Genomic DNA, 14,750 nt, shown 5'->3' on the forward strand with positions numbered 1-14,750 from the left:
AGATCGGGGCCGTATATTTTACTTTACAGCTATAAAGCTAAAAGGCTTATGCATCACCGCCGAAACGACGACGACCAGCAGAGTCATCACGACGCGGAGCAGAAGAATCGTCACGACGCGGACCACGGTTGCCTTCACGACGTTCGCCGCTGAAACGACGACCATCGCCACGACCGCCTTCACGACGTTCGCCGCTAAAGCCACGACCTTCACCACGACCGCCTTCACGACGCTCACCGCTGAAACGGCCACCGCCACGACGCTCACCACCGGTGTGCGGTACTGCATCGCCAACCAGCTGCATATTCATCGGCTTGTTCAGGATGCGAGTACGGGTAAAGTGCTGCAGCACGTCGCCCGGCATACCTTTCGGCAGTTCGATGGTGGAGTGGGAAGCAAACAGCTTGATGTTACCGATATAACGGCTGCTGATATCACCTTCGTTAGCAATCGCGCCAACGATATGACGAACTTCAACACCGTCATCACGACCCACTTCAATGCGGTACAGCTGCATATCGCCAACGTCACGACGTTCACGACGCGGACGGTCTTCACCACCACGGTCATTGCGGTCACGCGGGCCACGATCGTTGCGGTCACGCGGACCACGGTCATCACGGTCGCGGAATTCGCGTTTCGGACGCATCGGCGCATCTGGCGGCAGGATCAGCGGACGTTCGCCCTGAGCCATCTTCAGCAGTGCTGCTGCCAGCGTTTCAATATCCAGCTCTTCTTCCGGCTGCATTTTCGCCAGCAGAGCACGGTACTGGTCCAGATCGCTGCTTTCCAGCTGCTGCTGTACTTTGGCGGCGAATTTTTCCAGACGGCGTTTGCCCAGCAGATCTGCGTTCGGCAGTTCTACTTCCGGAATGGTCAGCTTCATGGTGCGTTCGATGTTACGCAGCAGACGACGCTCGCGGTTCTCAACGAACAGCAACGCACGACCCGCACGACCCGCACGACCGGTACGGCCGATACGGTGAACGTAAGACTCGGAATCCATCGGGATGTCGTAGTTAACCACCAGGCTGATACGCTCAACGTCCAGGCCACGAGCCGCAACGTCGGTTGCAATCAGAATATCCAGACGGCCATCTTTCAGACGTTCCAGAGTCTGCTCACGCAGGGACTGGTTCATATCACCGTTCAGTGCAGCGCTGCTATAACCGCTACGCTCCAGCGCTTCTGCCACTTCCAGGGTCGCATTTTTGGTACGAACGAAAATAATCGCCGCATCAAAGTCTTCTGCTTCCAGGAAACGCACCAGCGCTTCATTTTTACGCATGCCCCATACAGTCCAGTAGCTCTGGCTGATGTCAGGACGGGTAGTCACGCTGGACTGGATGCGTACTTCCTGCGGCTCTTTCATAAAGCGGCGGGTAATACGACGAATCGCTTCCGGCATAGTCGCGGAGAACAGAGCGGTCTGATGACCTTCCGGGATCTGCGCCATGATGGTTTCAACGTCTTCGATGAAGCCCATACGCAGCATTTCGTCAGCTTCGTCCAGCACCAGACCGCTCAGTTTGGAGAGGTCCAGAGTACCGCGCTTCAGGTGATCCAGCAGACGGCCCGGCGTACCGACGACGATCTGTGGTCCCTGACGCAGGGCACGTAATTGCACGTCATAACGCTGGCCGCCGTACAGGGCAACCACGTTCACGCCGCGCATGTGTTTAGAGAAATCCGTCATGGCTTCTGCAACCTGAACCGCCAGTTCGCGGGTCGGTGCCAGCACCAGAATCTGAGGTGCCTTCAGCTCAGGATCAAGATTGTTGAGCAGCGGTAAGGAGAACGCTGCAGTTTTGCCGCTACCTGTCTGGGCCATACCCAGAACATCGCGGCCGCCCAGCAGATGCGGAATGCACTCTGCCTGGATCGGAGATGGTTTTTCGTAACCCAGATCGTTAAGGGCTTCAAGGATAGGAGCCTTCAGGCCCAGATCTGCAAAAGTGGTTTCGAATTCAGCCATGTAGTACGTGTGCCTCAAAATTAATGGCGGCCAGTCTACATAACTCATCATGAAATTGATCTGCAATTTTCATTGAAAAGTGTGAACCGGCTCAAAGTAGGTGTATTAACGAACAACAACGCCCTCACCCGTGAAGGTGATGGCAATCAAAAAAGATTACGGGCTGATGTGTACGTCAGCTATTGCTGGTCCGATTCTGCCAGGTCATCTTGGTCCTGGCCCAGGAGCGATAATTCCAACAATGCGTATCGGTGCTCAACAAAGTTATGAACGTTGTTAGCCACCGCCAGTTTGAACAATGCCGTAGCGTTGTCCAAATCCCCCAGACTTAGGTAGTACTTACCTAAATAGAAGTTGGTTTCACTGAGATGCTCAGCGAGCGAGGTGTTATCCGTTGCGTCCGCCTTCAGGCGTTCCATCAGCGTTGCTTCGCTAATGTTGCCCAGGTAGAACTCGACAATGTTCCATCCCCATTGCTCTTTATCCGATTTCTCAAAGCGTTGCTTCAACGCTTCTTTAGCCTGCTTCTCATCGAGCTTCTGCTCGGCAAGATAAAGCCACAGACTGCGGAAAGGATCATTGGGATCGTCTTGATAAAACGCCAGCAGATCATCTTGCGCTAACTTGTCGCGACCGCCGTAATACAATGCGATACCGCGATTTAAGTGCGCGTAGTTGTAAGTTGGATCAAGCTCAAGTACAGAATCAAACGCTTCATAGGCAGCATCAAAATTGCCTGCCTGCGTTAAATATATACCTAAGTAATTGAATACTTCAGGCATATCTGGTCGGATTGCCAACGCTTGTGAAAAATCATTTCGCGCCAGTGCCCTCAGACCGAGACTATCATACAACACTCCGCGCTCATATAAAAGCTGTGCGCGTTCATCATCGGTTAAAGCCCGACTGGCAAGAATTTGTTCCATACGTGCCAGAATCACTTCCTGCTGCAAAGTCGGTTGCAATGGTACTGCGAGGACTTCACTCTTACGCCAGGCGGAATTACTGCATCCAGCCAGCGTGAGTGCTGTCGCCACGAAACACCAGCGCAAAAAAGGCTTCATTTCCCACTCCCGAAGACAACGATTGAATGAACGTCCAGGTTCCCCGGTTGCTAACAAGGCATCCTGCCGGGTTAAAAGCCCTCCGCTTTCGCGGAGGGCAATGGCAACCTTACTCGCCCTGGCTTGCCGGAGCTTCCGGTTCGCCTGCAGGCTGAGACTGCTCAGTTGCTTCTTTAATGCTCAGACGTACACGGCCCTGGCGATCAACTTCCAGAACTTTGACCGGTACTTCCTGACCCATCTGCAGGTAGTCAGTCACTTTCTCTACGCGCTTGTCAGCGATCTGAGAGATGTGTACCAGACCTTCTTTACCGCCGCCGATAGCAACGAATGCGCCAAAGTCAACGATACGGGTCACTTTACCATTGTAGATACGGCCAACTTCGATCTCTGCGGTGATTTCTTCGATACGACGGATAGCATATTTCGCTTTCTCGCCGTCGGTCGCAGCAATCTTCACGGTACCATCATCTTCGATTTCAATGGTGGTGCCGGTTTCTTCGGTCAGAGCACGGATAACAGAACCGCCTTTACCGATAACGTCTTTGATCTTGTCCGGGCTAATCTTGATAGTGTGGATACGCGGAGCGAACTGAGAAATATCGCCACGCGGTGCGTTGATCGCTTGTTCCATCACTCCCAGGATGTGCAGACGCGCACCTTTAGCCTGGTTCAGAGCAACCTGCATGATCTCTTTGGTGATACCTTCAATTTTGATATCCATCTGCAGTGCAGAGATACCGTCGCGGGAACCCGCTACTTTGAAGTCCATATCGCCCAGGTGGTCTTCGTCGCCCAGGATGTCAGACAGAACAACAAAGTTGTCGCCTTCTTTCACCAGACCCATCGCGATACCCGCAACGGCAGCTTTGATTGGCACGCCTGCGTCCATCAGCGCCAGGGAAGCACCACATACGGAAGCCATGGAAGAAGAACCGTTAGATTCGGTGATTTCAGAAACCACACGCACGGTGTACGGGAATTTATCCAGTTCCGGCATCACGGCCAATACGCCACGCTTCGCCAGACGACCGTGACCAATCTCACGACGTTTCGGAGAACCGACCATACCGGTTTCACCTACGCAGTACGGAGGGAAGTTATAGTGGAACAGGAAGTTGTCAGTACGCTCGCCCATCAGTTCGTCGAGGTTCTGTGCATCACGGGTGGTGCCCAGGGTCGCAGTCACCAGCGCCTGAGTTTCGCCACGGGTGAACAGTGCGGAACCGTGGGTACGCGGCAGAACGCCAGTACGCACGTCCAGGCCACGGATCATGTCTTTTTCACGGCCATCGATGCGCGGCTCGCCGGCCAGTACGCGGCTACGAACAACGTTTTTCTCGATAGCGTGCAGGATTTCACCCAGCTCGTTAGCGTCCAGGGTTTCATCTTCTGCAGTAAGCTGCGCGATGGTTTCAGATTTGATCACGTCAACCTGAGCATAACGCTCTTGTTTGTCAGTGATACGGTAAGCATCGCTCAGACGCGCTTCTGCCAGTGCAGCAACGCGCGCGTTCAGCGCTTCGTTGACGGCTTCTGGCTGCCAGTCCCAACGTGGTTTGCCGGCTTCTTTCGCCAGCTCGTTGATGGCCTGGATAACAACCTGCTGCTGTTCGTGACCGAATACCACAGCCCCCAGCATCTGGTCTTCGCTCAGCAGTTCAGCTTCGGATTCAACCATCAGTACGGCAGCTTCGGTACCGGCAACAACCAGATCCAGTTTACTTTCTTTCAGCTCGTCCTGAGTCGGGTTCAGTACATACTGGTCATTGATATAACCAACACGTGCAGCACCGATCGGGCCGTTGAATGGGATACCAGACAGAGTCAGCGCAGCAGATGCACCAATCATTGCCACGATGTCCGGGTTAACCTGCGGGTTAACAGAAACGACGGTCGCGATAACCTGAACTTCGTTAACGAAGCCTTCCGGGAACAGCGGACGAACCGGGCGGTCAATCAGACGCGCGATCAGGGTTTCGCCTTCGCTTGGACGGCCTTCACGACGGAAGAAGCTACCTGGGATACGACCAGCAGCGTAGGTACGCTCCTGATAGTTAACGGTCAGCGGGAAAAAGTCCTGGCCTGGTTTCGCTTTTTTCTGGCCAACAACGGTAACGAATACCGCAGTGTCATCCATGCTAACCATAACAGCGGCAGTCGCCTGACGCGCCATCATGCCGGTTTCCAGCGTAACGGTATGCTGACCGTACTGGAATTTACGAACGATCGGATTAAGCAAAATAATATCCTTTCTCTATTTTTTTGACGGCACATTTATGCGCCATCGTTAATACCCGATCTTCTGCGCATCCTCGCGACTAATGACAACCCTAACCCATGCGTATTGGGTAAAGCCTCTCATTAGCCGCGCGAACCTCTGCAACGGAAGATCATTCATAGCAACAATACATTAGTTTCCAGCGAATTGCTGCCATCTGCTGGAAAAAAGGGGCCATGAAGGCCCCCTCTTTCTGAAACTCGAAAGAATTAGCGACGCAGACCCAGACGCTCGATCAGCGCGGTGTAGCGTGCAACATCTTTACGTTTCAGGTAGTCGAGCAGTTTACGACGCTGAGAAACCATGCGCAGCAGACCACGACGGCTGTGGTGATCTTTTTTGTGCTCTGCAAAGTGGCCCTGCAGGTGGTTAATCTGTGCAGTCAACAGAGCAACCTGAACATCGGTAGAACCGGTGTCATTTGCATCACGACCGAACTCAGAAACGATTTTAGCTGTAGCTTCAGTACTTAGAGACATTTTAAAACTCCAAAGTATTAAGAATGAAAGGATGCCGATCTCTAATTCAGCTATCCCAGTGTATACACTTTATCCTTCAAACTGACTCTGCGTTGGCTGCGTCCGCTCACCTCGGTCACCTACCTAAGTAAGCTCCTGAGGATGTAATGAGGGACATCCTTGTCCCTCAACAGAGGCAGCCTTCGGCTGTTCAAATTCGTTCCAGACGAATTTGTCTCTTCCTTGCCGCCTTGATGCAGCTCGAATGATTTTGTGTATACGCCGCGCGAACTGTTAAATAATTAACGCGACGTTAAGCGGCAGTATTCTACTCGCAGCGCCCTTTTATCGCAAGACAGAGAGCGCTATACAGGATATTCAACCACCAGGCGACGGGGGGCGACACGACCTTCATCGTCCATCTCCCCCATGCCGATAAACTTGCCGTCATCGCCTTCTGTCACACGCACCAGCCCTTCCAGCGGCGCGCCTGACGTCCGTACCGGGTTACCATTTTTAAAGTAAACCGACGATGTTAAAGGCAGATTAACCACCGGATAGTCCGATGCTGGACTGTCCATTGGCATCAGCAATGGATCAAGCAGCTGCGCTGACGGAATGTTCTGTTGTTCAGCTTGTTCTACCAGCTCACGCAAATGTTCCAGCGTCACCATTCGATCCACAGGATATTTGCTGACCGTCAGACGGCGCAGATACGTTACGTGTGCACCGCATCCCAGCTTCTCACCCAGATCGTCAATAATAGTACGAATATAAGTGCCTTTGGAGCAGTGAACTTCCAGCTCCAGTTCATTCGCCTCGTGGCGAATAAACAGCAGTTCATAAACGGTAATTGGGCGCGCTTCACGCGGCACCTCAATGCCCTGACGCGCATATTCGTACAGCTTCTTGCCCTGATATTTCAGCGCCGAGTACATCGATGGAATTTGCTCGATATCGCCGCGGAAAGTCTCCAGCGCGCTGGCAAGCTGCTCTGCGGTGAAGGTTACCGGGCGCTCCTGCACGATTTGCCCATCGGCATCAGAGGTATCCGTACGCTGACCCAGACGGGCAATCACACGATAACGTTTGTCAGAGTCCAGCAGGTACTGTGAAAATTTCGTTGCTTCACCGAGGCAGATAGGCAGCATGCCTGTCGCCAGCGGATCCAACGCGCCGGTATGTCCCGCGCGGTTGGCATTGTAGATGCGCTTTACTTTTTGCAGTACGTCATTGCTGGACATGCCCTGCGGTTTGTCCAGCAGCAGAACTCCGTGAATATCGCGACCACGACGACGAGGACGACTCATCAGTCCTCCTTGCTGTCGTCCGCTGGGTTCACACGACGTTCATCGTCATGCTTCACCACGCTGGTCACCAGGTTGGACATGCGCATCCCTTCGACCAGTGAGTTGTCGTAGAAGAAGGTCAGCTCAGGCACGATGCGCAGGCGCATTGCTTTACCCAGCAGAGAGCGGATAAAACCAGAGGCTTCCTGCAGTGCCTTAATGCCGTTTTTCACGGCAGCTTCGTCCTGATCGTTCAGGAAAGTCACGAATACTTTGGCATAAGCCAGGTCACGGGACATCTCAACGCCCGATACGGTGGTCATCATACCAACACGCGGGTCTTTGATTTCGCGTTGCAGGATCAGTGCGATTTCTTTCTGCATCTCCTGCGCTACACGCTGCGGGCGACCAAATTCTTTCGCCATAATAAATTCTCCAGACAAAAAAGGGGCATTCAGCCCCTTTTGAAAATAATTCGGTGATTAGGCTGTAGGCCTGATAAGCGTAGCGCCATCAGGCATTACATTGCCGGATGTCGGCGTAAACGCCTTATCCGGCCTACACCCGAACAACCTTATGCGATGGTACGTTTGATCTCAATGATCTCGAACACTTCGATCATATCGCCAACGCGAACGTCGTTGTAGTTCTTAACGCCGATACCACATTCCATGCCGTTACGGACTTCGTTGACGTCATCTTTGAAACGGCGCAGGGATTCCAGCTCGCCTTCATAGATAACCACGTTGTCGCGCAGTACGCGGATTGGGTTGTGACGTTTAATCGTGCCTTCGGTAACCATACAGCCTGCGATAGCGCCGAATTTCGGTGATTTGAACACATCACGAACTTCAGCCAGACCAATGATCTGCTGTTTCAGTTCCGGAGACAGCATACCGCTCATCGCTGCTTTCACTTCGTCGATCAGATGATAGATGACGGAGTAGTAACGCAGATCCAGGCTTTCGGACTCAATCACTTTACGTGCAGAAGCATCAGCACGGACGTTGAAGCCAACCAGAATCGCGTTGGATGCCGCCGCAAGGGTTGCGTCGGTTTCGGTGATACCACCTACGCCAGAACCGATGATCTTCACTTTTACTTCGTCGGTAGACAGTTTCAGTAAAGAGTCGGAAATCGCTTCTACAGAACCCTGAACGTCGGCCTTCAGGACGACGTTCACTTCGTGAACTTCGCCTTCGGTCATGTTAGCGAACATGTTCTCGAGTTTAGATTTCTGCTGACGAGCCAGTTTAACTTCACGGAATTTGCCCTGACGGTACAGTGCAACTTCACGGGCTTTCTTCTCGTCACGAACCACGGTAACTTCGTCACCCGCAGCCGGAACACCGGACAGACCGAGGATTTCCACCGGAATGGACGGACCCGCTTCCAGTACTTCCTGACCCAGTTCGTTACGCATTGCACGAACGCGGCCGTATTCGAAACCACACAGAACGATATCGCCCTTGTTCAGGGTACCTTCGCGAACCAGGACGGTAGCAACCGGGCCACGACCTTTATCCAGGAAGGATTCGATAACCGCACCGCTCGCCATGCCTTTACGCACAGCTTTCAGTTCCAGTACTTCGGCCTGCAGCAGGATAGCATCCAGCAGTTCGTCGATACCGGTACCCGCTTTCGCAGAAACGTGAACGAACTGGCTCTCGCCGCCCCACTCTTCCGGCATGATGCCGTACTGGGACAGTTCGTTTTTAACGCGATCGGGATCCGCTTCCGGTTTATCGATTTTGTTGACTGCAACAACGACCGGCACACCTGCCGCTTTCGCGTGCTGGATAGCTTCGATGGTCTGCGGCATCACGCCGTCGTCTGCAGCAACAACCAGAACAACGATATCCGTTGCCTGAGCACCACGAGCACGCATGGAGGTAAACGCGGCGTGACCCGGGGTATCCAGGAAGGTGATCATACCGTTGTCAGTTTCAACATGGTACGCACCGATGTGCTGAGTAATGCCGCCCGCTTCGCCAGAGGCCACTTTCGTGGAACGAATGTAGTCCAGCAGAGACGTTTTACCGTGGTCAACGTGACCCATGATGGTCACTACCGGTGCGCGAGGTTCAGCCGCAGCGCCGGTGTCACGGTCGCTCATTACTGCTTCTTCCAGCTCGTTTTCACGACGCAGGATAACTTTGTGGCCCATCTCTTCGGCAACCAGCTGTGCGGTTTCCTGGTCGATAACCTGGTTGATGGTCGCCATGGCACCCAGTTTCATCATCGCTTTGATGACCTGAGAGCCTTTAACTGCCATCTTGTTCGCCAGATCGCCAACGGTGATGGTTTCGCCGATCACAACGTCACGGTTAACGGCCTGAGCCGGCTTCTGGAAGCCCTGCTGCAGCGCGGAACCTTTACGCTGCTTGCCGCCTTTACCGCCACGAACCGCTGCACGCGCTTCTTCACGGTCAGCTTTAGATTCGGCGTGTTTATTGCCTTTCTTCGCCGGACGCGCTGCTTTCGTGCTGCGAGTACGACCACGACCGCCTTCAACTTCACGATCGTTCTCGTCTTCAGCCTGGCGAGCGTGCTGGGAAGTGGTGACGTGATAATCGCTGGTATCTTCAACAGGTTCAGCGTTATTCACACCATTTTTCTCGTTTTCTTCCGCCATACGGCGAGCTTCTTCCGCTACGCGGCGCGCTTCTTCTTCAAGCTTGCGACGTGCTTCTTCTTCCGCTTTACGCTTCAGTTCTGCGGCTTCATTTTCACGGCGGGCTTTTTCGGCCTGGGCGGTTTTAGTCATATCGTCGGTCTGTTGATTGCTCACTTTGTCTTTTTCCGCAGCTTCACGTTTCGCTTTATCAGCGGCTTCACGCTTAGCTTGTTCTGCGGCCTCACGTTCGGCTTTTTGTTGCGCCTCGCGTTTGGCAGCTTCTTCTGCCTCACGACGGGCTTGCTCTTCCGCTTCACGCTGCGCCTGCTCTTCCGCGGCAAGGCGTTCAGCCTCTTGCGGATCGCGTTTCACAAAGGTGCGTGTCTTGCGGACTTCGATTTGTACCGATTTGCTTTTTCCACCGGTACCTGGAATATTGAGAGTACTGCGCGTTTTACGCTGCAATGTCAACTTATCCGGCGCTGAGCCATTTTCACGGTTCAGGTGCGCCAGTAAGGTTTGTTTCTCTTGTGCGGACACAGAGTCGTCAGCAGACTTCGGGATACCTGCATCAGCAAATTGCTGTACCAGGCGATCCACGGAGGTCTGTATCTCTGCAGCCAGCGTTTTTACGGTTACATCTGTCATACTGTTCCTTCCTGCTACAGTTTATTACGCTTCGTCGCCGAACCAGCAAATATTACGGGCAGCCATAATCAGCTCACCGGCTTTTTCGTCGGTCAACCCTTCGATATCAGCCAGATCATCAATGCCCTGTTCAGCGAGATCTTCCAGCGTACAAACACCACGGGCAGCCAGTTTGAAGGCCATCTCACGATCCAATCCTTCCAGATTCAGCAGATCGTCAGCCGGTTTGTTATCACCGAGGCTTTCTTCCTGGGCCAGTGCCAGAGTGGTCAGTGCGTTTTTAGCACGCTCGCGCAGCGCTTCAACGGTCTGTTCATCCAGGCCGTCAATTTCCAGCAGCTCTTTCATTGGCACGTAGGCCAGTTCTTCCAGCGTCGCAAAACCTTCTTCAACCAGAACTGTCGCGAAATCTTCATCGATATCGAGATATTTGGTGAAGGTATCAATGGCTGCATGTGCTTCAGCCTGATGCTTCGCCTGCAGGTCATCAACGGTCATTACGTTGAGTTCCCAACCGCTCAGTTGTGAAGCCAGGCGGACGTTCTGACCATTACGTCCAATCGCCTGAGCCAGGTTACCGGCTTCAACCGCGATATCCATGGTGTGTTTGTCTTCATCCACCACGATAGAAGCGACGTCTGCTGGCGCCATTGCGTTAATCACGAACTGCGCCGGGTTATCATCCCACAGGACGATATCGATACGCTCGCCGCCCAGTTCGGTAGAAACCGCCTGAACACGCGCACCGCGCATACCAACGCACGCGCCGACCGGATCAATACGCTTGTCGTTGGTCTTAACGGCGATTTTCGCACGAGAGCCCGGATCGCGAGCCGCCGCTTTAATTTCAATCACTTCTTCGCCAATTTCTGGCACTTCAATGCGGAACAGCTCGATCAGCATTTCCGGCTTGGAACGCGTCACAAACAGTTGCGCACCGCGCGCTTCCGGGCGCACAGAATACAGAACACCACGAATACGGTCGCCAGGACGGAAGTTTTCACGCGGCAGCATGTCTTCACGCAGGATCACAGCTTCAGCATTGCTGCCCAGATCCAGGGAAATGTTATCACGGTTGACTTTCTTCACCACGCCAGTGACGATTTCGCCTTCGTGTTCACGGAATTGATCGACAACCATCGCACGTTCAGCTTCACGTACTTTCTGTACGATAACCTGTTTCGCGGTCTGGGTGGTGATACGGTCAAAGGTGACAGATTCAATCTGATCTTCAACGTATTCACCCACGTTCAGACTTTCGTCTTCAAAGCGCGCTGCTTCCAGCGTAATTTCTTTAGTTGGCTGAGTGACTTCTTCTACGATAACCCAACGACGGAAGGTATCGAAATCACCGCTTTTACGATCGATCTCTACGCGGACATCGATCTCTTGTTCATATTTTTTCTTTGTTGCTGTAGCCAGCGCACTTTCCAGCGCTTCAAAAATTTTCTCGCGTGGCAGCGCTTTCTCGTTGGATACGGCTTCAACAACAGCCAAAATTTCTTTGTTCATCGCGGGCTTTTCACCTCAATCCAGACTGTTAAAAGTGGGGAACCAGGTTCGCCTTCTGGATATTACTCAGCGCGAACACTTCATCTTTACCTTCGACTGTGACCGTGATCATCTCACCGTCCACCGCTTTGATAACGCCCTGCCATTTACGACGGTTTTGTACCGCCATACGAAGAACCAGCGTGACTTCTTCACCCAGGAAACGCACGTAGTGTTCAGCCGTGAACAGAGGACGGTCGAGACCCGGAGAGGAGACTTCCAGGTTGTAGGCAACAGTGATTGGGTCTTCGACATCCATCACCGCACTTACCTGATGGCTCACATCAGCACAATCATCAACATTGATGCCATCTTCACTATCAATATAGATGCGCAGTGTGGATGTGCGACCACGAATAAATTCGATGCCGACCAGTTCGTAGCCCAGGGCTTCAACTGGCGCTGTAATCATCTCTGTTAATTTTTGCTCTAATGTGGACAAGGCCACCCCCAAGACATAAAAAAAGGGCCTAAAGCCCAGTTATTCTGTAGTCAGATAACAAAAAACCCCGATAAATCGGGGCTTTAGATAACTGAACCCTATAACCGCACCTGCGGTTCGGAGAACCTTCCGAAAGAATTTTTTTCAAATCCAGCTAAGAAGGCCTAAGTCTTCACAGTATATTTGAAAAAGAACTCTAAGGGAAAGTGGTTGCGGGGGCCGGATTCGAACCGACGACCTTCGGGTTATGAGCCCGACGAGCTACCAGGCTGCTCCACCCCGCGCCTGAAACGTGGCAAATTTTACTTGTTTTGGGTAAAAAATGCAAATACTGCTGGGATTTGGTACCGAGGACGGGACGTAAAATCTGCGCACAGTATATTGATTCACTATGTGTTATGTCAACCTTGTTACGACTATGCAAATCAATGAATGCTAACCAGCACAAATACGGCGGAAGACAGGAAAGATAAATCCGCCATCTACAGCGTTATTTAACGAAATTATCACTAAACTCTTCCTGTCATCGTTAAAAGATGATTAAATGAAAACTCATTTATTTTGCATAAAAATGCAATTAACATAAAAAGCCGACCTCTTCACCAGTCTATCAAGCAGGGTTTTATTTTATGACGACGATTCTCAAGCATCTCCCGGTAGGTCAACGTATTGGTATCGCTTTTTCCGGCGGCCTGGACACCAGTGCAGCACTGCTGTGGATGCGACAAAAAGGGGCTGTCCCATATGCATATACTGCGAATTTGGGCCAGCCGGATGAGGATGACTATGACGCCATTCCTCGCCGTGCAATGGAATATGGTGCTGAGAATGCTCGCCTGGTTGATTGCCGCAAGCAGTTGGTTGCCGAAGGGATCGCTGCCATTCAGTGTGGTGCGTTCCATAACACCACCGGCGGGCTGACCTATTTCAATACCACCCCACTGGGCCGCGCAGTGACAGGCACTATGTTGGTTGCCGCCATGAAAGAAGATGGCGTGAACATTTGGGGTGACGGTAGTACCTATAAAGGCAACGATATTGAACGTTTCTATCGTTATGGTCTGTTAACCAACGCCGAACTGCAGATTTATAAACCGTGGCTGGATACCGATTTTATCGACGAACTCGGTGGTCGCCATGAGATGTCCGAATTTATGATCGCCTGCGGCTTCGACTACAAGATGTCTGTCGAAAAAGCGTATTCCACCGACTCCAATATGCTCGGCGCGACTCACGAAGCAAAAGATCTGGAATTCCTGAACTCCAGCGTCAAAATCGTCAACCCGATTATGGGCGTTAAGTTCTGGGATGAGAGCGTGAAGATCCCGGCTGAAGAAGTGACCGTACGCTTTGAACAAGGCCATCCGGTTGCGCTGAACGGTAAGACCTTCAGTGACGACGTTGAGATGATGCTGGAAGCCAACCGTATCGGCGGTCGTCATGGTCTGGGTATGAGCGACCAGATTGAAAACCGTATTATTGAAGCAAAAAGCCGCGGTATCTATGAAGCCCCGGGGATGGCGCTGCTGCACATCGCCTACGAGCGTTTGCTGACCGGTATTCATAACGAAGACACCATTGAGCAATATCACGCGCACGGTCGCCAGCTCGGTCGTCTGTTGTATCAGGGGCGCTGGTTCGACTCACAGGCGCTGATGCTGCGTGATGGTCTGCAACGTTGGGTAGCCAGCCAGATTACCGGCGAAGTCACGCTGGAACTGCGTCGCGGTAACGACTATTCAATCCTTAACACCGTGTCTGACAACCTGACCTACAAGCCAGAACGTTTGACCATGGAGAAAGGTGATTCCGTATTCTCGCCAGACGATCGTATCGGTCAACTGACCATGCGTAACCTGGATATTACCGATACTCGTGAAAAGCTGTTCGGTTATGCACAGTCTGGCCTGTTGACCGCCTCTTCCGCAACCGGTCTGCCACAGGTTGAGAATCTGGAAAACAAGGCGAAGTAATCCCTTTACATAAATGACAAAAGCCGCTTGCGCGGCTTTTGTCATTTAAAATTTATGAACGCAGCAGCTATATGTAAATGCATAAAAGTAATCAACCTATTGATGATTTGTATTAATGCAGTTTTATACCTCAGCCTTTCGCTAAAGCGTATTAACATTGCTCAAAGTTAGTTAACCGATTGTTCACTCAACTGTAAAAATACACATCTCACTTACCACGTATTAACCGCTAATAAAACCGCCAGGATTAATAGTATCTCCCCATTCCCCTCTGCGCGCTAAGGAAGAACTTACTCATCAAGAGTGAAATAACGTAGCCAAACCGGTTAAATGCCGCAGTATTGACAACATCTCCGCCAAACGGCAAAATGCTCCAGCATTTATCATTTGTTTTAATAAGCAAAATCTTACCAGACAACAGGTATGCTTTAGTGATAAACCCGTATAATTTC

The 14,750-nt window shown here is 52.1% G+C and carries 11 protein-coding genes and 1 tRNA gene; 1 reads left to right on the plus strand and 11 read right to left on the minus strand.

What is annotated here, in order from left to right; translation table 11 throughout:
• Positions 1-46: 46 nt before the first annotated feature.
• The 11 genes from FDX19_RS08685 to FDX19_RS08735 all read right to left on the minus strand — a co-directional run bounded on the left by FDX19_RS08685 (position 47) and on the right by FDX19_RS08735 (position 12,609).
• Positions 47-1,975 (minus strand): DEAD/DEAH family ATP-dependent RNA helicase, encoded by a 1,929-nt coding sequence (locus FDX19_RS08685; protein WP_137382414.1) that lies wholly within the window; start codon positions 1,973-1,975, stop codon positions 47-49.
• Entirely contained in the window at positions 1,968-2,048 is an 81-nt protein-coding gene (gene yrbN / locus FDX19_RS08690) for a protein YrbN (protein ID WP_010723222.1), read from the minus strand. Before yrbN ends, FDX19_RS08685 begins: the two co-directional genes overlap by 8 nt.
• 106 nt (positions 2,049-2,154) lie before the next feature.
• Positions 2,155-3,039 (minus strand): lipoprotein NlpI, encoded by an 885-nt coding sequence (gene nlpI / locus FDX19_RS08695; protein WP_003024982.1) that lies wholly within the window; start codon positions 3,037-3,039, stop codon positions 2,155-2,157.
• A 109-nt stretch (positions 3,040-3,148) separates the two neighbouring features.
• Complete coding sequence (gene pnp, locus FDX19_RS08700) at positions 3,149-5,281, minus strand: polyribonucleotide nucleotidyltransferase (RefSeq protein ID WP_137382415.1); 2,133 nt, start codon at positions 5,279-5,281, stop codon at positions 3,149-3,151.
• 248 nt (positions 5,282-5,529) lie between these two features.
• Positions 5,530-5,799 (minus strand): 30S ribosomal protein S15, encoded by a 270-nt coding sequence (gene rpsO / locus FDX19_RS08705; protein WP_000059465.1) that lies wholly within the window; start codon positions 5,797-5,799, stop codon positions 5,530-5,532.
• Positions 5,800-6,143: 344 nt separating this feature from the next.
• Positions 6,144-7,088, minus strand: coding sequence for a tRNA pseudouridine(55) synthase TruB (truB, locus tag FDX19_RS08710; RefSeq protein WP_137382416.1), 945 nt, complete (start codon positions 7,086-7,088; stop codon positions 6,144-6,146).
• Positions 7,088-7,492, minus strand: a complete 405-nt coding sequence (gene rbfA / locus FDX19_RS08715) for a 30S ribosome-binding factor RbfA (RefSeq protein ID WP_003024988.1) — start codon at positions 7,490-7,492, stop codon at positions 7,088-7,090. Before rbfA ends, truB begins: the two co-directional genes overlap by 1 nt.
• Before the next feature lie 149 nt (positions 7,493-7,641).
• Positions 7,642-10,332 carry a translation initiation factor IF-2 gene (infB, locus tag FDX19_RS08720; protein ID WP_137382417.1) on the minus strand — a complete coding sequence of 897 codons (2,691 nt, stop codon included), beginning with the start codon at positions 10,330-10,332 and terminating at the stop codon, positions 7,642-7,644.
• Between the two features lie 24 nt (positions 10,333-10,356).
• Complete coding sequence (nusA, locus tag FDX19_RS08725; protein WP_003024992.1) at positions 10,357-11,844, minus strand: transcription termination factor NusA; 1,488 nt, start codon at positions 11,842-11,844, stop codon at positions 10,357-10,359.
• 28 nt (positions 11,845-11,872) lie between these two features.
• Complete coding sequence (rimP, locus tag FDX19_RS08730; RefSeq protein WP_003024996.1) at positions 11,873-12,325, minus strand: ribosome maturation factor RimP; 453 nt, start codon at positions 12,323-12,325, stop codon at positions 11,873-11,875.
• 207 nt (positions 12,326-12,532) lie between these two features.
• Positions 12,533-12,609: transfer RNA gene (locus FDX19_RS08735), tRNA-Met, on the minus strand.
• Between the two features lie 345 nt (positions 12,610-12,954).
• Between FDX19_RS08735 and argG the strand changes: the two genes are divergently transcribed.
• Positions 12,955-14,298, plus strand: coding sequence for an argininosuccinate synthase (gene argG / locus FDX19_RS08740; protein WP_005131837.1), 1,344 nt, complete (start codon positions 12,955-12,957; stop codon positions 14,296-14,298).
• Positions 14,299-14,750: the final 452 nt, after the last annotated feature.

Origin of the sequence: Citrobacter sp. wls619, from assembly GCF_005281345.1 — a bacterium.
Lineage (GTDB): Bacteria > Pseudomonadota > Gammaproteobacteria > Enterobacterales > Enterobacteriaceae > Citrobacter.